Raw genomic sequence first — 19,399 nt, 5'->3', positions numbered from 1 at the left:
GAGCGCTCCCACAGGTGATGTGTTGAAGAGTCGTCGGTTCGCGCGGGGGTGTCAAGGGAGTGGACACGGAGAGACGCGTTCAGTTATCGGCCTGTTAACTAACTCCGGGGGGCAGGGCGAAAAAGGGTGGGGGGACGGGTGGAGCCGCTCGTACCGAGGTGACTTCACGGGGCCGGCCGGCGGTGTCGGCGAGGCCGGCACCAGCAGCCTCGGTGAGGTTGCCACCGCGGCCGGGCCCCTGTCCATGAACGGGACTGTTAGATTCCAGGCCAGCCGCTCAGAAGCGCGGCGTCGACGGGAGGCGGACCATGGCAGGCCACGGAGCGCGGGGCCGGAGCGGCGGGCGGCCGACCCTCGAGGAGGTCGCCGCGCGCGCCGGTGTGGGCCGCGGCACGGTGTCCCGGGTGATCAACGGTTCCCCGCGGGTCAGCGACGCGACCCGCGCCGCGGTCGAGGCGGCGGTGGCGGAGCTCGGTTATGTTCCGAACACGGCGGCGCGCGCGCTCGCCGCCAACCGCACGGACGCGATCGCGCTCGTCGTCCCCGAGCCGGAGACCCGGTTCTTCGCGGAACCGTACTTCTCGGACATGCTCCGGGGTGTCGGCGCGGAGCTCTCCGACACCGAGATGCAGCTGCTGCTGATCTTCGCGGGCAGCGACCGGGAGCGGCAGCGCCTGGCCCAGTATCTGGCGGCGCACCGCGTGGACGGCGTCCTGCTCGTCTCGGTGCACGCGGACGACCCGCTGCCCGACCTGCTCTCCCAGCTGGAGATCCCGGCGGTGATCAGCGGCCGGCGCTCGGCGGACGAGACGCTGCCGTCCGTGGACTCCGACAACTACGGCGGGGGGCGCCTCGCCGTCGAGCATCTGGTCGCCCGGGGGCGCCGCAGGATCGCCCACCTCGCGGGCCGCCTCGACGTCTTCGGCGCCCAGCGCCGTGTCGACGGCTACCGCGAGGGTCTGCGTGCCGCGGGCCACCCGGTGGACGACGGCCTCATCGCCGCCGGCGACTTCACGGAGGAGGGCGGGCGCCGTGCGATGACCGAGCTGCTGGCCCGCTGCCCCGATCTGGACGCCGTCTTCGCGGGCTCGGACGTGATGGCGGCCGGCGCCCGCCAGGTCCTGCGCGAGGCGGGCCGCCGTATACCGGACGACGTGGCCCTGGTCGGCTACGACGACTCCGCCATCGCCCGCCACATGGATCCACCCCTGACCAGTGTGCGCCAGCCGATAGAGGAGATGGGCCGGGCGATGATCGACCTGCTGCTCGGGGAGATCGCCGACCGCCGCCCGGCGGTGTCGCGGGAGCTGGAGAAGCGTCAGGTCGTGCTGCCCACCGAGCTGGTGGCGCGGGCGTCGTCCTGACGCCGCACGCCACCGCCCCGCCGCCACGGTCCCGTCGCAGTCACCGTCTCCGTCACTGGCATCGTCATCCGTCACCGCCGCTGTCCTGCACCGCTCTGTACCGCTGACGGCGGAGCCGCCCCGCCGCTGTTGCCGCTGTTGCCGCACGGGAAGAGCTCCGTAGGGCAGTCTGGCGGGTATGGTCCTGCATCCCTTGCTGGGAGTCGATGAAGTGCCCGCCGTGGAGCCCTATCTGGGCCGGGTGGGCGAGGTGTTCCGGGCGTTCCGCGAGCAGGACTCGGGGTGCGTGTCGTACGGGGTGAGACTGCTCGACGGCGGCCGGTGGTTCCTCAAGGAGGCGGTCACCGATCACGGCCGGCGCTCGCTGGAGCGCGGCTGGGCCTTCCACCGGTCGGTACGGCACCGGGCGATCGTCCCGCAGGTGCACCGCATCGCCGTGCAGGACGGCGGCTGGGCGGTGGTGATGCCCTGGCGGGAGGGCGAGGTGCTGTACCCCGCGGAGGTGGACGGGGCGCGCGACCGTACGGACCCGGCCAGTGCGATGGCACGCTTCCGCGCGCTGCCGGCCGACGCGGTCCTGCGCGCCTTCGACCGGGTCCTGGACGCCCACCTCGCGGTGGAGGCCGCCGGCCAGGTCGCCGTCGACTTCTACGACGGGGCGCTGCTGTACGACTTCGACCGTGACGTCGCCCATCTGGTCGACCTCGACGAGTACCGGCCGGGTCCGTTCGTGGTCGAGGAGGAACGCCTGCCGGGCTCCCGGCGGTTCATGGCTCCCGAGGAATGGGTGCGCGGGGCCGTGATCGACACCCGGACGACCGTGTTCACACTGGGCCGTGCCGCCCGGCTCCTGCTGGACGCGGGTGACGAGGAGCGCGCCTGGCGGGGCACCGCGGCCCAGCAGACGGTGATCGTCCGTGCCACCCGGACCGATCCCGGGGAGCGCTTCGAGAACGTCCACCGTTTCGCCGAGGCGTGGCGGGCGGCCAACACCGCGCCGGGCGCCTGAGGTCGGGTGCCCGAGGCGGGCTGTCCGAGGCCGGGTGGCTGAGGCCGGCTGTCCGACGCCGGGCGCGCGGATTCAGGCGCCCGGCGTCAGACGTCCCGCGCCCGGCGTCAGGCATCCGACGTTCTGCATCAAGCGTCAGGCATCCGGGGTCCGGCGCCTCGCGGACGGTGCGCCGGCCTCGGCCTCGGCCCCGACCCTGGCCGCGGTCCGCGAGGCCCGCGCCGATCGCTGCCGGCGGACTTCGCCCGGCAGACCTTCCCGCGTACGACCGCGCACCGGACATGACCAGGATCCGCACATGACCGAGGCCCGGTCCGCTTGCGCGGACCGGGCCTCGGTCTGTCAGGGTGAGTGACGGGACTTGAACCCGCGGCATCCTGGACCACAACCAGGTGCTCTACCAGCTGAGCTACACCCACCATGTCCGGTCCTGGTTTCCCTGACCGGCCGAGAAAAAGTGTACAGGGTCCGGAGGGGTGCTCGCGCCCGGCTTTTGTCCGGGGTCCCCCGGGACCCCGGACACGCGTCATTCCACGGGCAGTACGTGCTTCGCCGCGATGGTGCGGGCGGTCTCCGAGTCGGGGCCGGGCTGCGGGACGAAGATCGCCTCGCGGTAGTAGCGGAGTTCGGCGATGGACTCGCGGATGTCGGCGAGGGCGCGGTGGTTGCCGTTCTTGTCCGGGCTGTTGAAGTACGCCCGCGGGTACCAGCGGCGGGCCAGCTCCTTGACGGAGGAGACGTCCACGATGCGGTAGTGGAGATAGTCCTCCAGTGTGGGCATGTCGCGGAGCAGGAAACCCCGGTCCGTGCCGACCGAGTTCCCGCACAGCGGGGCCTTGCCCGGCTCCTTGACGTGCTCACGCACGTAGGAGAGGACCTGTTCCTCGGCGTCGGCCAGGGTGGTGCCCGCGGCGAGTTCGGAGAGGAGGCCGGAGGCCGTGTGCATCTGGCGCACCACGTCCGGCATCGTCTCCAGGGCCGCGTCCGGCGGGCGGATCACGATGTCCACCCCTTCGCCGAGCACGTTCAGCTCCGAGTCGGTGACCAGCGCGGCCACCTCGATGAGTGCGTCCTCCGACAGCGAGAGCCCGGTCATCTCGCAGTCGATCCACACCATGCGATCGTTCATGGCCCCAACCCTACGGCGCGCCCCGGCGCACGGGCAGGTCCGGGACGGCAACGGCCCGGGACCCGCGGGCCGTGGGCGCCCGCACACGGCGACGGCCCGGGACCCGAGGGCCCCGGGCCGTTCACGGCCGGGCGGTGTGACGGCGCCAGGGCGCCCGAGCGCTAGGGAGCGCTGCGCTGCCCCGGCAGGCTCGGCCGGCCCGCCGCGTACAGCTCGGCGCCCGGCTTGCCCGGATCCGTCGCGGTCGACAGCGCCGAGGCCGGGCTCAGAGCACCGGCGGCCGCCGTACGACGGGTCTGCGACGGGACCGCACTCTCCTGGCTCAGGACCGGTGACTGCCCGGCCGAGCCCACGGAACCGTCCGGGTCCGACGGCCGCTCGGACTGCGGCCTACGCGCCCGGTACGCCGCCCGGTAGGCGGCCGGGGACGAGCCGAGCTGGCGCCGGAAGTGCCCGCGCAGCGCGACCGGCGAGCGGAAGCCGCAGCGTCCGGCGACCTCGTCGACCGAGTAGTCGGACGTCTCCAGCAGCCGCTGCGCCTGCAGCACACGCTGGGTGATCAGCCACTGCAGCGGCGCGCTCCCCGTCAGCGAGCGGAAGCGGCGGTCGAACGTGCGGCGGCTCATGTACGCGCGCGCCGCCAGCGTCTCGACGTCGAACTGCTCGTGAAGGTGTTCCAGCGCCCAGGCGACGACCTCCGCGAGGGGGTCGGCGCCGATCTCCTCTGGTAAAGACCGGTCGAGATAGCGCTCCTGTCCGCCGCTCCGGCGCGGTGGGACCACCAGACGACGGGCCAGCGCGCCGGCCGCCTCGTTGCCGTGGTCCGTCCGCACGATGTGCAGACAGAGATCGATTCCGGCCGCGGTGCCCGCCGACGTCAGTACGTCACCGTCGTCGACGAACAGCTCGCGCGGATCGACGTGTACGGACGGATAGCGCTTGGCCAGCGTCGGCGCGTACATCCAGTGTGTCGTCGCCGGGCGGCCGTCCAGCAGTCCGGCGGCGGCCAGTACGAACGCACCGGTGCACAGTCCGACTATGCGGGCCCCTTCTTCGTGCGCCCGGCGCAGCGCGTCGAGCGCTTCCTCCGGTGGCGGTGAGGTGATCGAGCGCCAGGCGGGCACCACGACGGTGCCCGCTCGCGAGATCGCCTCCAGGCCATGCGGCGCGGTGAGTTCCAGGCCCCCTGTGGTCCGCAGCGGGCCGTCCTCGCCGGCGCACACCAGAAGTCGGTAGCGCGGCACGCCGGCGTCCTGGCGGTCAATCCCGAACACCGACAGCGGTATGGAACTCTCGAAGATGGGGCCGCCGCTGAACAGCAGCACCGCGACGATCTCCTTGCGGCGTCGCCCGGAGAGTTTCCGGGCCGCGGCTTCCGGCGCGGCAGTGGAGTCGTGGCTCATACTGCTAAGCCCCCCTCGGTGGTCGCGGCTCCTCGGTTGTGTCGCTCCTGCACGTTTCCCCTCGGTCCTGCACGAGTCCCCCGCCGTAAGACAGTCAAGATCGAATCTACTGTGTCCCGTCGCGCCTGGGTGACCACTTCGACACTCGACAGAATGTCGACATGGCAACTTGGCGTGAAGCATTCGATCACGAAGCGTTGCACTCGCGGGCCGTGCAGGGAAGTGCGCCTCGTGTCAGTGGCCAATCCACATAGGGTGCACGAGGCCTCCAGGGGCCTTTAGGCGCAGGTCGAACGCGGGTTGGGGGGTCGTTCGGGCAAGGGATGCCCGGGAGACCGAAGTTGGCTGAAAAGAAGCGGGGGCGTGCGCGCAAACCGGTCAGTCAACCGGCTTCTTTCCCGCACCGCGGCGCCCGCCCCTGTGCGCCCCCGAGCCACTCCTGCCCGGCAAGCCATTCATGATGTGCGTGTCGGCCACATCCTGCGCGCCGGGAGCCGGCACCGGAGCGCCCCCCGAGCCGCTGCCGGGCCCGGGAACTCCCATGACACGACCTCCCCCGTGACGATCTCCCCCGCGATGATCTCCGCCGTCACGATTCCGCACGCCGGGATCCCGCACGCCGGCGACAGGATTCCGGGCGGCAGGATCCCGTTCGTCCCGGTCCCGTCCGCCCCGGTCCCGATGCGTGCGCTCCCGGGGTCCGCGTTCCCGCGGTCCGGTCCTGCCGTGGCGTGCGCGGTGCGGGGCCCGCTCCGCGGCGCGCATGCGCGCCGCGCCCCGTTCCGACTGGCGCAGCAGCACCAGGCACGCCGCGGTCACGGCCGCCAGGCCCAGTGCCGTGCCGGCCGCCCCGGCGAGCGAGGTGCCGAACCAGACGAGGACGACCGGGACGAGGACACAGCTGAAGGCCGCCCAGCGTGCCACCTCGCTCGCCGTGTCCGGCGCGGGGGGCGGTCCGGGGCGCGCTCCGGAGGAGGGGCGGGACACGGTGTCTGGTCCGGGCACGGTCTGCTCCCTGGTTCCCTGGTACTCCATTGCTCTCCATGGCGGTGGCTCACCTGTTCAACGCGTGTTCGACCGGCCGGTCACTGCCCGGCCTGCGGTGTACCGGTCCGCGGAGGCACATCCCTGGGTGAACCCTGCGCAAACCGCCTGTACGGGGCAGCAACCATTGCGTTACGGGCGCCTCTCATGCATGCTCCGGGGAGCGCCGCACAGCGCACGCGGTATCTGGGCAGAGGAGGAGTGCCGCCGTACCCTTGGGGGTATGGGGTTGGGAAGATGATTCCCGGACACAGCTCTGCCGATCGTTGTCGTCCCCACCACGAGGATCCAAACGCCGAGATACCCATGGCCGGTCACGAATTCTTCGATCCCGCGGACCGCAAGCGCCCGCTCGCCGATCCCACGGCGGCCGAGCCCCTGGCGGCGGAAGAAACCCGCCAGTCCTGCGATCCCGCCTTCAAACACGGCGTCGTCGTCGGTTTCGACGGTTCGACGTCCAGTGAACGTGCCCTCGCGTACGCGATCGGCATGGCCCATCGCTCGGGCTCGGGCCTGATCATCGTGCATGTCGCGAACCGGCTGCCCACCACGGTGTGGGCGGGCTGTGAACCACCGGTCTTCGTCGACGTGCCCGACCACCGCACCGAGGTGCTCGGACTCGAGCTCGCCTGCGCCGAGTACCTGGCCGAGGTGCCGTGGATCCTCGTCGAGCGCGGCGGAGACATCTGCCACGAACTCGAGGAGGTGGGGCGCGAGTACGAGGCGGACGCGATCGTCGTCGGCTCCACGCACGGCCTCGTCGGGCGTATCTTCGGCTCGGTGGCCGGGCGGCTGGCGAAGCGCGCGCGGCGCCCGGTGATCGTCATTCCCTGACCGGCCGTCAACTCGCCGTTGTTCCAGGCGGGGTGATCCGGTCGATGTCCCGACGGATCGTCAACTCCCTTTGACGCGCGCCCGAAAACGCGCGAATCCACTCGTGCGACGAGGTGGATTGTGCCTTTGTGAAGGGTACATACCGGTCACCGGCCCCATCCCTCGGCCGGCACCGCGCAGCACGACTGCACCCGCATGAAGGGACCCCGCCGTGGACAATGACGTCTCCTCGGGAAGCACCACCTCGACTCTCGGCCAACTCGCCCTCGGTCTCACCCTGTTGCTCTTCGGTCTCGGGAACACCCGGGTGATCGACGGAGTGACGGCGGCCGACTCCGTCTCCCTCGCCACGTACGTCGGCGGGATCGCGCTCTTCGTCGCGGGCCTGTTCGCCTTCCGCGACCGCGACGCCTTCACGGGTACGGCGTTCACGGCACTCGGCGCGTTCTGGTTCACCTGGGGCGTCACCTCCGACGGGCGGATGTCCGCCAACGCCACCGGCCTCTTCCTGCTCCTGTTCGCGCTCGTCGCGCTGAGCCTGACCGCCGGCGCGAGCGGTGCCCCGCTGCTCGCCCGGGGGACGTACGCGCTGCTGTTCGTGGCCCTGCTCCTGCTGGCCGTCAGCCAGTTCGGCGACAGCGCCGCCCTCGCCAAGGCCGGCGGCTGGTTCGCCGCGGCCGGCGGACTGCTGGCCTGGTACGCGGCCACGGCGGCGCTCGCCCACTGGCCCACCGCGCTTCCCGGACGCGCCGCCGGCCGGGGGGTGACGGCCACCGGCTGAGCCCGGCGCGGGCCGGGGTACAGGCGGCTCCGGCCTGGAAGGAACGGCCCCCTGTGCGAAGGTGGCGCGCACAGGGGGCCGTTCATGTCCGGGGAGCCGCGGGCGGCCCGTCCTACTCGACCGTCACCGACTTCGCGAGGTTCCGCGGCTTGTCGATGTCCCGGCCCAGCGCGAGCGCCGTGTGGTACGCGAGGAGCTGCAGCGGGATGCCCAGCAGGATCGGGTCCAGCTCGTCCTCGTTCTTCGGGACGACGATCGTCTGGTCGGCCTTCTCCTGCTCCCGGTGCGCGACCGCGAGGATCTTGCCGCTGCGCGCCTTGATCTCCTCCAGGGCGGCGCGGTTCTTCTCCAGCAGGTCGTCGTCGGGGACGATCGCGACCGTCGGCAGCGCGGGCTCGATGAGCGCCAGGGGGCCGTGCTTGAGCTCGGAGGCCGGGTAGGCCTCGGCGTGGATGTACGAGACCTCCTTGAGCTTCAGCGAGGCCTCGCGGGCCACCGGGTAGCCGCGGACCCGGCCGATGAAGAGCATCGAGCGGGCCTCGGCGTACTGCTCGGCCAGCTTCTTGATCTCGTCCTCCTGCGCCAGGATCTCGGAGATCTGCCCGGGCAGCCTGCGCAGCCCCTCGATGATCCGCTTGCCGTCGCGGACCGACAGGTCACGGGTGCGGCCGAGGTGCAGCGCGAGCAGCGCGAAGGCGACGGTGGTGTTGGTGAAGCACTTCGTCGAGACGACGCAGACCTCGGGACCCGCGTGCACGTACATGCCGCCGTCCGCCTCGCGCGCGATCGCCGAGCCGACGACGTTGACCACGCCCAGGACCCGCGCGCCCTTGCGCTTCAGCTCCTGGACGGCGGCGAGGACGTCGTACGTCTCGCCGGACTGGGAGACCGCGACGTACAGCGTGTCGGGGTCGACCACGGCGTTGCGGTAGCGGAACTCGGAGGCCGGCTCGGCGTCCGCGGGGATGCGCGCCAGCTCCTCGATCATCTGGGCGCCGATCATGCCCGCGTGGTACGAGGTGCCGCAGCCGAGGATCTTCACCCGGCGGATCTGACGCGCCTCGCGGGCGTCCAGGTTCAGGCCGCCGAGGTGCACGGTGGAGAAGCGGTCGTCGATGCGGCCGCGCAGCACGCGGTCCACGGCGTCGGCCTGTTCGTGGATCTCCTTGTGCATGTACGTGTCGTGGCCGCCCATGTCGTACGACGCGGCCTCCCACTCGACGGTGGTCGGCTCGGCCGTGGTCCGGGTGCCCTCGGTGGTGTACGTGCGGAAGTCGTCGGCCTTGAGGGTCGCCATCTCGCCGTCGTCCAGCGTCACTATCTGCCGGGTGTGGGTGACCAGGGCGGCGATGTCCGAGGCGACGAACATCTCCTTCTCGCCGATGCCGAGGACGACCGGGGAGCCGTTGCGGGCCACCACGATGCGGTCGGGGAAGTCGGCGTGCATCACGGCGATGCCGTAGGTGCCCTCGATCACGCGCAGTGCCTGGCGGACCTTCTCCTCCAGGGTCTCGGCCTGGGAGCGGGCGATGAGGTGGGTGAGGACCTCGGTGTCGGTCTCGGAGAGGAACTCGACGCCGTCGGCCTCGAGCTTCTTCCGCAGGTCGGAGGCGTTGTCGATGATGCCGTTGTGGACGATCGCGACCTTGTTGTCGGCCGACATGTGCGGGTGCGCGTTGACGTCGGAGGGGGCGCCGTGGGTGGCCCAGCGGGTGTGGGCGATGCCGGTGGTGCCCTTGAAGCGCGCGGGGACCTTGGCCTCCAGGTCGCGGACCCGGCCCTTGGCCTTGACCATCTTCAGACCGGCCGACTTCGGCGTGGTGACCACGATGCCCGCCGAGTCGTAGCCGCGGTACTCCAGCCGCTGCAGACCTTCGAGCAGCAGCGGAGCCACGTCACGCCTGCCGATGTATCCGACGATTCCGCACATATATACGTATTCCTCAGCCGTAGACAATGCGGCGCAGCTGCCGGAGCGTGAGCTCCGGCGGTGCGACCGCCCGGTACTTCAGGTCCGCCTCGATCCGTTCGAAGATCGCCGTGTTGACCCAGCCCTGGGCCTGGAGCTCGCGGTGGCGGCGGCGGACGTACTCCTCGGTCGGCTCGTCGAAATAGGCGAGCACGTCCTGGATCACCCGTAGCGCCTCGCCCCGGTTCAGGGGTGTGGAGCGCGTCAGATGATCCGCAAGTTCGTCGTGCACCCGTTGATCCTGGAGTACGAAGAGTCGATTCGCAAGAATCCTGCCCGATATCGGGCAAGGGGCTGTTGAATCTCTTATGGGCCGCTGTTTGCGATCTGTCCATACTCCGTCTTGCGCCGCGTCGATTGCCGGGAGCAACTTCTGAGCCCATGGACACTCCACGCATGGGCGTACCGGAGAAGCTCGCCGAGAACATGAGCATGGCCGAGCAGCACGAGTATCTCCGCGCCAAGTTCTCGCGGCGCAACATGATCAGAGGCGGTGCCGTGACCCTCGGCGCCGTCGCGGGCGGTGCCTTCGTACCGGGCGCCGTCGCGCAGGCCGCGGTCCCGACCCGGTCCACCGCGCCCCAGGCCGAGAAGGTCGACGGCGCTCTCGTCGCCCCCTTCGGCCGCCACCTCGCCTTCGGCAACGACCCGCGCACGGAGATCACGGTCTCCTGGCAGGTCCCGACCGCGGTGAAGAAGCCGTACATCCGTATCGGCGCCCACCCCTGGGACCTCTCCCGCAAGATCGAGGCCGAGGTGCGCACGCTCTACACCCCCGCCGGCGTCGGCGTGAGCGGCGACCACACCCAGTACTACCTGCACGCCAAGCTCACCCACCTGCGCCCCGGCAAGACGTACTACTACGGAGTCGGCCACGCGGGCTTCGACCCGGCGGCGTCCCACCTGCTGGGCACCCTCGGCACCTTCACCACCGCGCCCGACCGCTCCGAGCCGTTCACCTTCACGGCCTTCGGCGACGAGGGTGTCGGCTACCACGGCCTCGCCAACGACGCCCTGCTCCTCGGCCAGAACCCGGCCTTCCACCTGCACGCCGGCGACATCGCGTACGCGGACCCGTCCGGCGCGGGCAAGACGGAGGACACCGGCTTCGACTCGCGCGTATGGGACCAGTTCCTCGCCCAGACCGAGACGGTCGCCAAGCAGGTCCCGTGGATGCCGGCGTACGGCAACCACGACATGGAGGCCTGGTACTCGCCCAACGGCTACGGCGGCGAAGAGGCCCGCTGGAGCCTCCCGGACAACGGCCCGGACGCGAAGAACCTCCCGGGTGTGTACTCCTTCGTCTACGGCAACACGGCGGTCATCTCGCTGGACGCCAACGACATCTCGTTCGAGATCCCGGCCAACCTCGGCATCTCCGGCGGCACCCAGACCAAGTGGCTGGAGGGGCAGCTCAAGAAGTTCCGGGCCTCCAGGGACGTCGACTTCGTGGTCGTCTTCTTCCACCACTGCGCCTACTGCACCTCCACGGCGCACGCCTCGGAGGGGGGCGTGCGACAGGAGTGGGTGCCGCTGTTCGAGAAGTACACGGTGGACCTGGTGATCAACGGCCACAACCACCAGTACGAGCGCACGGACGTCATCAAGGGCAACAAGGTCACCAAGAAGCTGCCGATCGGCGGCACCGCGTACCCGGAGACCGACGGTGTCGTGTACGTGACGGCGGGCGCGGCCGGGCGCAGCCTGTACGCGTTCAGCGCGGCGGAGTCGTACGAGGGTCACGAGAACGAGGTCGACTCGGTCGCCTCCTTCATCAACCTGAAGGACGGCAAGCAGAACGAGACGGTCGCCTGGTCGCGGGTGCGCTACCTCAACTACTCGTTCCTGCGCGTGGACGTCACCCCCGCGTCGAGGGGCCGCCTGACCACGCTGACGGTGCGCGGCATCGCCGAGACCGGTGCCGAGGTCGACCACTTCACGGTGGCCCGCCGGGCCAAGTAGGCCACCCCGTACGCCCGTACGCCCGTACGCCCGTACGCCCGTACGCCCGTACGCCCGTACGCCCGTACGCCCGTACGCCCGCACGCCGGGGCGTAGGCGCCGCAGGCGGTCCTCGGGCGCTCACATGCGCCTGAGGACCGCCTGCTTGGCGAGGGCGAACTCGTCGTCCGTCAGGACGCCGGACCTGTGGAGGTCGCCCAGTTCGCGCAGACGCCGCAGCAGGGCGTCGTGGTCGGCCTCCGGGGCCGGGTGCGGGACCGCCGGAGTTCCCTTCACCGGCGGCCGCTCGGGAGGCGCCGTCGGATGGTCGAGTCGCGCCTGCACCGCCGCCGCGACCAGCGCCATCAGCGGATCCTTCTTGAAGCCCCACAGCTCCACCGCGTGCGGGTCGTACTTCGGCGGAGCCTTGGTGCCGGCACCGCGCACGGTGAAGCGGAGGCAGCCGTTCTCCAGGCCGACCGCGGGGTGCCACTCGACGCCCGTGATGTCGCGGAGCGCGAGGCGGCGGGTGCCGGCGGACGCCTTCGCGTCCTCGGTCTTCCAGTTCCACTCCAGGCGCACCTGCTCCCCGTCGAAGCTCGCCGTGCCGTCGCCCGCGGAGGCGGACAGCGGTACGGCGGGACCGGGGAGCAGATAGCCGTCGACCGGACCGGCCGGGACCTGGTCCAGGAGCAGCGCGTTGCGGACCTCGTCCACGACGTACTCGGCGACGCCGTAGCGCTCGGACTCGACGGTCAGCTGATAGGGGTCGTTGGGCTCGGCGAGCCTGCCGCCGGTGGCCTGCAGCAGCGGGTCGGCGCCGTCCCGCAGCCGGAGCCGCAACCGCCCGCTGCGCTTGCCCTGTTCGAAGGATATTCCGGCCAACGCCCCCAGCGGGACGGTCAGTTCACCCAAGGCCCGGCGGAGCAGGCTCACGTTCCTGTCGCGCCCGGGAGTCAGCCGCAGCGCGTCGCCGTCGAAGATCCAGGTCCCGTCCTTCTGGATGATTTCCGCCATGAGGGGGATTGTTTCACCGGCTCTGCGGCAGAGTGGTCTATACCCATCGGAGCCCAGGGAAGCCAAGGGGCTCATGACAGCTCGTGGGACCTGAAGGGAGCGCATGTGAGACTGCACAGAACGCCCCGCCTTCTCGGTACGCTGCTGCTCGTGGCGGCCGCAAGCATCTCCGTCGCCGGCGGGACATCCTCCGCGGCCGGCCGAACAGCCGTACCGCTGGGCCGGGTTGTTCCGGCGCCCGCCTCGGTCGACGCGGGCGGGTCACCGTACGGCATCACCCGGGACACCCGCATCCGGGTCGACGACTCGCGTGAGGTCCGCCGGGTCGGCGCCTACCTGGCCGGCGTCCTGCGGCCCTCCACCGGCTACCGGCTGCCGGTCACCGACCGGGGCACCGGCGGCATCCGGCTGCGGCTCGGCGACCGGACCCTCGGTGCCGAGGGGTACCGGCTGGCCAGTGGCAGAAGCGGCATCACCATCACCGCCGGCAAACCGGCCGGCCTCTTCCACGGCGTGCAGACCCTGCGCCAGCTCCTCCCGGCCGCCGTGGAGAGCGACTCCGTGCAGCCGGGCCCCTGGCTGGTCGCGGGCGGCACCATCGAGGACACCCCGCGCTACGGCTACCGCGGCGCGATGCTGGACGTCTCCCGGCACTTCTTCACCGTCGCCCAGGTCGAGCGGTACATCGACGAGCTGGCCCTGTACAAGATCAACAAGCTGCATCTGCACCTGAGCGACGACCAGGGCTGGCGCATCGCCGTCGACTCCTGGCCGCGCCTCGCCGCGTACGGAGGCTCCACCCAGGTCGGCGGCGGACCCGCGGGCTCCTACACCAAGGCCCAGTACCGGGAGATCGTGCGGTACGCCGCCGAGCGCTATCTGGACGTCGTCCCGGAGATCGACATGCCGGGGCACACCAACGCCGCGCTCGCCTCGTACGCCCGGCTGAACTGCGACGGGACCGCGCCTCCGCTCTACACCGGTACCGACGTCGGCTTCAGCTCCCTGTGCGTGGGCAAGCCGGCGACGTACGACTTCGTGGACGACGTGATCCGGGAGCTGGCCGCGCTCACGCCCGGCACGTACCTCCACATCGGCGGGGACGAGGCCCACTCCACCAGCCACGCCGACTACGTGACCTTCATGAACAAGGTGCAGCCCCTCGTCGCCAAGTACGGCAAGAAGGTGATGGGCTGGCACCAGCTGACCGGGGCGACCCCGGCGAAGGGCGCGCTCGCGCAGTACTGGGGGCTCGACGACACCAGTGCCACGGAGAAGGAGCAGGTCGCGCAGGCCGCGCGGAACGGGACGGGGCTCGTGCTGTCGCCGGCCGACCGGATCTACCTCGACATGAAGTACACCGAGGACACCCCGCTCGGGCAGGACTGGGCGGGTCTGGTCGAGGTGAAGCGCGCGTACGACTGGGATCCCGGCACCTACCTTCCCGGCGCGCCCGCGTCGGCGATCCGGGGCGTCGAGGCGCCGCTGTGGTCGGAGACCCTCGTCACCGGAGCGGACATCGACTACATGGCCTTCCCACGGCTGCCCGGAGTGGCCGAACTCGGCTGGTCGCCCGCCTCGACGCACGACTGGGACACCTACAAGGTGCGGCTCGCCGCCCAGGCGCCGCGCTGGGACGCGCTGGGCATCGGTTACTACAAGTCGCCCCAGGTTCCCTGGCCCGGCGTCTGATCCCCTGCGGGACGGAGGTGGGGCTCAGGGGGACCGTCCCCTGAGCCCCACCCGGCTCAGCGGCCCGCGATCGGGTTCCTCAGCGTGCCGACCAGCTGCAGCGCTCCGGACGGATCCGTCAGATCCACCATCTGCCGGTTGTCGCGCAACTGGAGCCGGTTGAGGCAGGACAGCGCGAACTCGGGTGCGAACAGGTCGTACTGCGCGAACTTCTCCGCGAGTTCGGGCGTCGCCTTCTGGTACGCGCGCACCGACTCCGCCACCGTCCGCCAGAACACGTCCTCGTCGAGGACGCCCTCGGCCGCGAGGTTCGCCGCCAGGAAGCGGAAGAAGCAGTCGAAGACGTCCGTGAAGATCGACAGGAGCTTCGTGTCCTCGGGGACCTCGACGCGGATCCGCTCGACCGCGGGCGGCAGCACCGCCTGCGCGTCCATGACGGCGATCTCCTCCGCGATGTCCTTGTAGATCGCGCGCCGCACGGCACCGTCCTCGAGGACCAGGATGACGTTCTCGCCGTGCGGCATGTAGACGAGGTCGTAGGCGTAGAAGCTGTGCAGCAGCGGGGTGAGGTAGGCCCGCAGATAGCCGCGCAGCCACTCCACCGGCGTCAGCCCCGACCGCTCGATGAGCGCGCCCGCGAACGAGACGCCCTCGTGGTCGACATGGACCAGGGAGGCCATCGTCGCCAGGGTCTCGCCCTCCCGGAGCGAGGCCACGGGGCTCTCCCGCCACAGGGCGGCGAGCATCTTGCGGTACGGGGAGTAGCGGTCGGTGGCGGCCTCGTACTCCAGGTGGCGGTAACCGACGGCGGCACGTTCGCGGATGATCGACAGGCCGGTGGACCTGAGCACCGGGTCGTTCTCGACGAGCTGGGCCAGCCAGTCGTTGATCGCCGGCGTCGCCTCCATGTACGCGGCCGAGAGCCCCCGCATGAAGCCCATGTTGAGGACCGACAGAGCGGTCTTCACATAGTGCTTCTCGGGACTCGACGTGTTGAAGAACGTCCGGATCGACTGCTGGGCCAGGTACTCGTCGTCCCCCTCGCCCAGGCACACCAGGTGACGCCGGGCGACCTCGGCCGCGAACGTCACCGAGAGCTTGTTCCACCACTGCCAGGGGTGGACGGGGATCAGGAGGTAGTCCTCCGGGTCCAGCCCCTGGCCGGTGAGCGTGGCGGCGAACCGTGCCAGTGTCGGCCCGCCGAGTTCCGCGCGTACGAAGGACTCGTACTCGATGCCCACACCGGCGGTGAACGCGGCCCGGGAGCGGTGCGCGGCCAGCCACACCAGCCGGACCGGGCTCGCGGTCTCCGGCGCGTAGGACAGGTACTCGTGGACACCGAAGCCGAGCCGCCCGTTGTTGGCGACGAAGCAGGGGTGGCCCTCGGTCATGCCCGTCTCGATCGCCTGGAACCCCGCCCCGGCGAGCTCGGCGGAGGTGATCCGCGGCTTGGTGAGCTTGAAGCAGGTGCCCGAGAGAGTGGAGGAGATCTCCTCCAGATAGACCGGCAGGACCTCGTCGCTCAGACCGAGCGACTTCCTCAGCTCGATGAAGAAGTCCAGCGCGGCGAGCGGGAGTTCGGTCTCGTCCCGGTGGCGGGTGACCGACTCGGCGTCGATCTGCCAGTGGTCGAGGGAGCGGACGGTCGCGGTGAACCCGTAGCGGGTCAGGCCGTCGTCGCTGCGGACGACGTAACGGTCGTCCCCGGCGGTCTCCGGCGTGATCAGCCGCTCGTGGGCGAACTCGGCGAGCGCCTTGCGGACGAGGAGGCGGTTGGCGCGCTCCCAGCGTTCGGGGGAGAGGTGGGACACGGCGTCGGACAGGGTCATGCGGCTGCTCCTACCGCTGCCTCGAACCGCTCCCGCGTGCAGAAGCTCAGCAGCGCGCGCTTCTCGGGCTTCTGGATCTCCCGCTCGGCCACGAAGCCGACGGCCTCGTTGAGGGCGTGCACGGCCGTGTTGTTCACGTCGGGTTCGACGACGACACGCCGGGTCGCCGGGTCGGCGAACAAGTGCCTCATCACCGTGGTGATCACGGCCCGGGTGAAACCGTGCACGGGCGTGTCGGTCGGCGCGACCAGGAAGTGCATGCCGACGTCGCCGGGCTGGGGCTCGTACAGGCCGACCAGCTCGACATGGCGCGGGTCGTACCTCTCCATCAGGAACGCGGGCTCGCCGTCGCGCAGCCCGAGATACGCGTGGTGGTGCTCGGCGGCCGCGATGGCCATGTACTCGCGCTCCACGTCGTGCAGTTTCGCGCCCTGCATCATCCAGAACGCGGACTTGGGGTGCGTCACCCACCCGTGCAGCAGCCCGGCGTCCTGGACCGGATCGAGCGGGCGGACGGTGAGGACACCTATGCCGGTGCGGCTCATACGCTGAACTCCTGGAACGCGATCGACTTCTCGACCGGGTAGTACTCGGTGCCGAGCAGCTCACGGATGATGGACGCGTTGCGGTAGGCGCCCATGCCGAGGTCGGGGCTGGTGATGCTGTGCGTGTGCACGCCGGCGTTCTGCAGGAAGACGCCGCGCCCGGTGGTGTCGACGGCGTAGTTGCGGGCCACGTCGAAGTTGCCGCGGCTGTCGTAGCGCAGCCGGTCGCGGACCGGTGCCAGGAACGCGGGCTCGGCGTACTTGTAGCCGGTGGCCAGGATCAGGCCTTCCGACCGCAGCTCGTAGTCCTTGCCCTGCTCCTCCTGGCGCAGGCCGAGGGTGTAGCCGCCGTCCTCGTGACGCACGCTGTTCAGAGCCGAGTTGGTGAGCAGCCGGGTGGGGACGGGGCCGCCGAGGTTCTTCTGGTAGAGCAGGTCGAAGATGGCGTCGATCAGCTCGCCGTCGATGCCCTTGAACAGGCCCTTCTGCTCCGTCTGGAGGCGGTAGCGGGTCTGCTCGGGCAGCGCGTGGAAGTAGTCGATGTACTCCGGGGAGGTCATCTCCAGCGTGAGCTTGGTGTATTCGAGCGGGAAGAAGCGCGGGGAGCGTGTGACCCAGTTGAGCCGGTAGCCGTGGACGTCGATCTCGCTGAGCAGGTCGTAGTAGATCTCGGCGGCGGACTGCCCGCTGCCGACCAGCGTGATCGACTCCTTCGCCTGCAGCTCCTTCTTGTGCCGCAGATAGCGGGAGTTGTGGATGAAGTCGCCGCCGAGGTCCGCGCAGGCCTCGGGGAGGTACGGCGGGGTGCCCGTGCCGAGGACCAGGTGCCGGGCGCGGTAGGTGTCACCGGCCTCGGTCCGTACGGCGTAGACCCCGGCCGCGTCCTCGTACGTCACCTCGGCGACCGTGGTGGAGAAGCGGACGCTGGAGAGTTTCGACGAGGCCCAGCGGCAGTAGTCGTCGTACTCGACCCGCAGCGGGTAGAAGTTCTCGCGGATGTAGAACGCGTACAGACGACCCGATTCCTTCAGGTAGTTGAGGAAGGAGTACGGGGAGGTCGGGTCGGCGAGGGTCACCAGGTCCGACATGAACGGGGTCTGCAGGTGCGCGCCCTCCAGGAACATCCCGGAGTGCCACTCGAAGTCCGGCTTGGACTCGAGGAAGACGCCGTCCAGTTCGGCGATCGGCTCGGCGAGACAGGCGAGACCGAGGTTGAAGGGGCCGAGACCGATCCCTACGAAGTCGTACGTCTTTCCGGTGCCTTCGGCGGATTCAGGAAGCGCGGTCAAGGGACTCTCCCAGGTACTGCTCGGCGTGGCCGGCGATCAGATCGAGGACGGCGGCGATGTCGTCGGCCGTCGTCTCGGGGTTGAGCAGGGTGAACTTCAGGTAGTGGCGTCCGCCGACCTTGGTGCCCGCCACGACGGCGTCACCGGAGGCGAACAGGGCCTTGCGGGCGTAGAGGTTGGCGCGGTCGATCTCGGCCGGGGCGGTGACGGCGGCCGGGATGAACCGGAAGACCAGGGTGGACAGCGAGGGTTCGACCACCACGTCGTAGCGCGGGTCGGCGGCCAGCAGCCGCCAGCCCTCCTGCGCCAGGTCGCAGACCTCGTCGAAGAGTTCGCCGATGCCGTCGGCGCCCATCACGCGCAGCGTCATCCACAGCTTGAGCGCGTCGAAGCGGCGGGTGGTCTGCAGGGACTTGTCGACCTGGTTGGGGATGCGCTCCTCGACCATGCGGCGCGGGTTCAGATATTCCGCGTGGTAGGTGGCGTGGCGCAGGGTCGCGGCGTCGCGCACCAGCACGGCGGACGAACTCACCGGCTGGAAGAAGGACTTGTGGTAGTCGACGGCGACGGAGTCGGCGCGCTCGATGCCGTCGATGCGGTCCCGGTTCTTCAGCGAGGCGAGCAGGCCGCAGCCGTAGGCGGCGTCGACGTGCATCCAGGCCCCGTTGCGGGCGCACAGCTCGCCGATCTCGGGCAGCGGGTCGATCGAACCGAAGTCGGTGGTGCCCGCGGTCGCGACGACCGCCATCGGGACCAGGCCCTCGCTCTTGCAGCGCTCCAGTTCTCGGGCGAGCGCGAGTGTCTGCATGCGCTTGTCGTGGTCGACGGGGATCGACACGACGGCGTCGGCGCCCAGGCCGAGGAGTTTCGCCGACTTCTTGACGCTGAAGTGGCTGACCTCGGAGGCGAGGACGCGCAGTCGGGTGAGGTCGTCGGTCTTGGCCTCCTCGCGGGCCAGCAGCAGCGCCTGCAGGTTGGACTGGCTGCCGCCGCTGGTGAACACGCCGTCGGCGGCGGGTCCGAAGCCGATGCGCTCGTTGGTCCAGTCGATGAGTCTGCGCTCGATGAGGGTGCCGCCGGCCGACTGGTCCCAGGTGTCGAGGGAGGAGTTGACGGCGGACAGCACGGCCTCGCCGAGCACGGCCGGTATGACGACCGGGCAGTTGAGGTGCGCGAGGTAGCGGGGGTGGTGGAAGTAGATCGCGTCCCGGAGGTAGACCTCCTCCAGTTCGTCGAGGACCGCGCTGGTGTCGTGCAGCGGACGGTCCAGGTCGATCTGTTCGATGCGGGGCGCGAGGGCGTCGACCGAGACGCCCGTGAACGGACGGTCGGTGGTGGCGAGTTTGGCCGCCACCCGCTCTATTCCTTCGGTCACGGAGCGGCGGTACCGCTCCGCGGTCGTGTCATTGAGCAGGTGCGAGCGCATGTGGGGGTCCTCCGTGCGGGGAAGAGGGAGCGTCCGGGCGGGGTGGCAGAGGGGGACGGCTCGGGTGAGGGCGAGGAGACGAGAAGCCGAGAAGCCGAGAAGACGGAAGGGACGAGGCCGCGTCGTT

General features: G+C 70.5%; 15 protein-coding genes, 1 tRNA gene and 1 pseudogene. 6 read left to right on the top strand and 11 right to left on the bottom strand.

Annotated elements, in window-relative coordinates; all coding sequences use genetic code 11:
* Positions 1–308 precede the first annotated feature (308 nt).
* Together HEP85_RS15350 and HEP85_RS15345 are read left to right on the top strand one after the other, a co-directional pair.
* Entirely contained in the window at positions 309–1,364 is a 1,056-nt protein-coding gene (locus HEP85_RS15350; protein WP_168528259.1) for a LacI family DNA-binding transcriptional regulator, read from the top strand.
* A 178-nt stretch (positions 1,365–1,542) separates the two neighbouring features.
* A complete protein-coding gene (locus HEP85_RS15345) occupies positions 1,543–2,373 on the top strand; it encodes a serine/threonine protein kinase (protein WP_168528258.1) in 831 nt (276 codons plus the stop codon).
* Between the two features lie 346 nt (positions 2,374–2,719).
* Here the strand turns inward: HEP85_RS15345 and HEP85_RS15340 are convergent.
* From HEP85_RS15340 to HEP85_RS15325, 4 genes and pseudogenes are all read right to left on the bottom strand, one after another.
* Positions 2,720–2,792 (bottom strand) — tRNA-His (locus HEP85_RS15340).
* 107 nt (positions 2,793–2,899) lie between these two features.
* Positions 2,900–3,502 (bottom strand): oligoribonuclease, encoded by a 603-nt coding sequence (gene orn / locus HEP85_RS15335; RefSeq protein ID WP_168528257.1) that lies wholly within the window; start codon positions 3,500–3,502, stop codon positions 2,900–2,902.
* 161 nt (positions 3,503–3,663) lie between these two features.
* Positions 3,664–4,905 carry a helix-turn-helix domain-containing protein gene (locus tag HEP85_RS15330; protein ID WP_329288007.1) on the bottom strand — a complete coding sequence of 414 codons (1,242 nt, stop codon included), beginning with the start codon at positions 4,903–4,905 and terminating at the stop codon, positions 3,664–3,666.
* 714 nt (positions 4,906–5,619) lie between these two features.
* A pseudogene (locus HEP85_RS15325) lies at positions 5,620–5,940 on the bottom strand (hypothetical protein); the annotation flags it as partial.
* Positions 5,941–6,255: 315 nt separating this feature from the next.
* On the opposite strand from HEP85_RS15325, the gene HEP85_RS15320 reads away from it, so the two are divergent.
* Together HEP85_RS15320 and HEP85_RS15315 are read left to right on the top strand one after the other, a co-directional pair.
* Positions 6,256–6,783: a universal stress protein gene (locus HEP85_RS15320; RefSeq protein ID WP_168528256.1), complete on the top strand. Its 528-nt coding sequence runs from the start codon at positions 6,256–6,258 to the stop codon at positions 6,781–6,783.
* Positions 6,784–6,994: 211 nt separating this feature from the next.
* A complete protein-coding gene (locus HEP85_RS15315; RefSeq protein WP_329288005.1) occupies positions 6,995–7,564 on the top strand; it encodes a GPR1/FUN34/YaaH family transporter in 570 nt (189 codons plus the stop codon).
* Positions 7,565–7,676: 112 nt separating this feature from the next.
* Here HEP85_RS15315 and glmS read toward each other — a convergent pair whose 3' ends face one another.
* Together glmS and HEP85_RS15305 are read right to left on the bottom strand one after the other, a co-directional pair.
* Positions 7,677–9,494, bottom strand: coding sequence for a glutamine--fructose-6-phosphate transaminase (isomerizing) (gene glmS, locus HEP85_RS15310; RefSeq protein ID WP_168528255.1), 1,818 nt, complete (start codon positions 9,492–9,494; stop codon positions 7,677–7,679).
* Positions 9,495–9,507: 13 nt separating this feature from the next.
* Positions 9,508–9,765, bottom strand: coding sequence for a hypothetical protein (locus HEP85_RS15305; RefSeq protein WP_148008533.1), 258 nt, complete (start codon positions 9,763–9,765; stop codon positions 9,508–9,510).
* 164 nt (positions 9,766–9,929) lie between these two features.
* On the opposite strand from HEP85_RS15305, the gene HEP85_RS15300 reads away from it, so the two are divergent.
* On the top strand, positions 9,930–11,495 hold the full coding sequence (locus tag HEP85_RS15300) for a metallophosphoesterase family protein (RefSeq protein WP_211117977.1): 1,566 nt from the start codon (positions 9,930–9,932) through the stop codon (positions 11,493–11,495).
* Positions 11,496–11,615: 120 nt separating this feature from the next.
* On the opposite strand, the gene HEP85_RS15295 is transcribed toward HEP85_RS15300, so the two are convergent.
* Positions 11,616–12,491 (bottom strand): DUF4429 domain-containing protein, encoded by an 876-nt coding sequence (locus HEP85_RS15295; protein WP_168533650.1) that lies wholly within the window; start codon positions 12,489–12,491, stop codon positions 11,616–11,618.
* A gap of 105 nt (positions 12,492–12,596) precedes the next feature.
* On the opposite strand from HEP85_RS15295, the gene HEP85_RS15290 reads away from it, so the two are divergent.
* Complete coding sequence (locus tag HEP85_RS15290; RefSeq protein WP_282189845.1) at positions 12,597–14,183, top strand: beta-N-acetylhexosaminidase; 1,587 nt, start codon at positions 12,597–12,599, stop codon at positions 14,181–14,183.
* A gap of 56 nt (positions 14,184–14,239) precedes the next feature.
* Here HEP85_RS15290 and HEP85_RS15285 read toward each other — a convergent pair whose 3' ends face one another.
* From HEP85_RS15285 to desA, 4 genes are read right to left on the bottom strand one after another with little or no spacing between them, the layout of a single operon-like run.
* Complete coding sequence (locus HEP85_RS15285) at positions 14,240–16,012, bottom strand: IucA/IucC family siderophore biosynthesis protein (protein ID WP_168528253.1); 1,773 nt, start codon at positions 16,010–16,012, stop codon at positions 14,240–14,242.
* Complete coding sequence (locus HEP85_RS15280; protein WP_168528252.1) at positions 16,009–16,557, bottom strand: GNAT family N-acetyltransferase; 549 nt, start codon at positions 16,555–16,557, stop codon at positions 16,009–16,011. The genes HEP85_RS15285 and HEP85_RS15280 overlap by 4 nt, the downstream gene beginning before the upstream one ends.
* Positions 16,554–17,846, bottom strand: coding sequence for a lysine N(6)-hydroxylase/L-ornithine N(5)-oxygenase family protein (locus HEP85_RS15275; RefSeq protein WP_168528251.1), 1,293 nt, complete (start codon positions 17,844–17,846; stop codon positions 16,554–16,556). The genes HEP85_RS15280 and HEP85_RS15275 overlap by 4 nt, the downstream gene beginning before the upstream one ends.
* Complete coding sequence (gene desA, locus HEP85_RS15270; RefSeq protein WP_168528250.1) at positions 17,830–19,272, bottom strand: lysine decarboxylase DesA; 1,443 nt, start codon at positions 19,270–19,272, stop codon at positions 17,830–17,832. The genes HEP85_RS15275 and desA overlap by 17 nt, the downstream gene beginning before the upstream one ends.
* Positions 19,273–19,399: the final 127 nt, after the last annotated feature.

The sequence above is a fragment of the Streptomyces sp. RPA4-2 genome (genome assembly GCF_012273515.2).
GTDB classification, from domain to species: Bacteria; Actinomycetota; Actinomycetes; order Streptomycetales; family Streptomycetaceae; genus Streptomyces; species Streptomyces kaempferi.
The sequence above is the reverse complement of the archived record's forward strand: the minus strand, read 5'-3'. Positions and strand labels throughout refer to the sequence as shown.

What these genes read in the sequence shown, in the direction of transcription:
- HEP85_RS15320 (WP_168528256.1), top strand. Translation starts at nt 6,256, where the DNA reads ATGGCCGGTCACGAATTCTTCGATCCCGCGGACCGCAAGCGCCCGCTC.
- HEP85_RS15350 (WP_168528259.1), top strand. Translation starts at nt 309, where the DNA reads ATGGCAGGCCACGGAGCGCGGGGCCGGAGCGGCGGGCGGCCGACCCTC.
- HEP85_RS15285 (WP_168528253.1), bottom strand. Translation starts at nt 16,012, where the DNA reads ATGACCCTGTCCGACGCCGTGTCCCACCTCTCCCCCGAACGCTGGGAG.
- HEP85_RS15280 (WP_168528252.1), bottom strand. Translation starts at nt 16,557, where the DNA reads ATGAGCCGCACCGGCATAGGTGTCCTCACCGTCCGCCCGCTCGATCCG.
- desA (WP_168528250.1), bottom strand. Translation starts at nt 19,272, where the DNA reads ATGCGCTCGCACCTGCTCAATGACACGACCGCGGAGCGGTACCGCCGC.
- orn (WP_168528257.1), bottom strand. Translation starts at nt 3,502, where the DNA reads ATGAACGATCGCATGGTGTGGATCGACTGCGAGATGACCGGGCTCTCG.
- HEP85_RS15345 (WP_168528258.1), top strand. Translation starts at nt 1,543, where the DNA reads ATGGTCCTGCATCCCTTGCTGGGAGTCGATGAAGTGCCCGCCGTGGAG.
- glmS (WP_168528255.1), bottom strand. Translation starts at nt 9,494, where the DNA reads ATGTGCGGAATCGTCGGATACATCGGCAGGCGTGACGTGGCTCCGCTG.
- HEP85_RS15330 (WP_329288007.1), bottom strand. Translation starts at nt 4,905, where the DNA reads ATGAGCCACGACTCCACTGCCGCGCCGGAAGCCGCGGCCCGGAAACTC.
- HEP85_RS15295 (WP_168533650.1), bottom strand. Translation starts at nt 12,491, where the DNA reads ATGGCGGAAATCATCCAGAAGGACGGGACCTGGATCTTCGACGGCGAC.
- HEP85_RS15300 (WP_211117977.1), top strand. Translation starts at nt 9,930, where the DNA reads ATGGGCGTACCGGAGAAGCTCGCCGAGAACATGAGCATGGCCGAGCAG.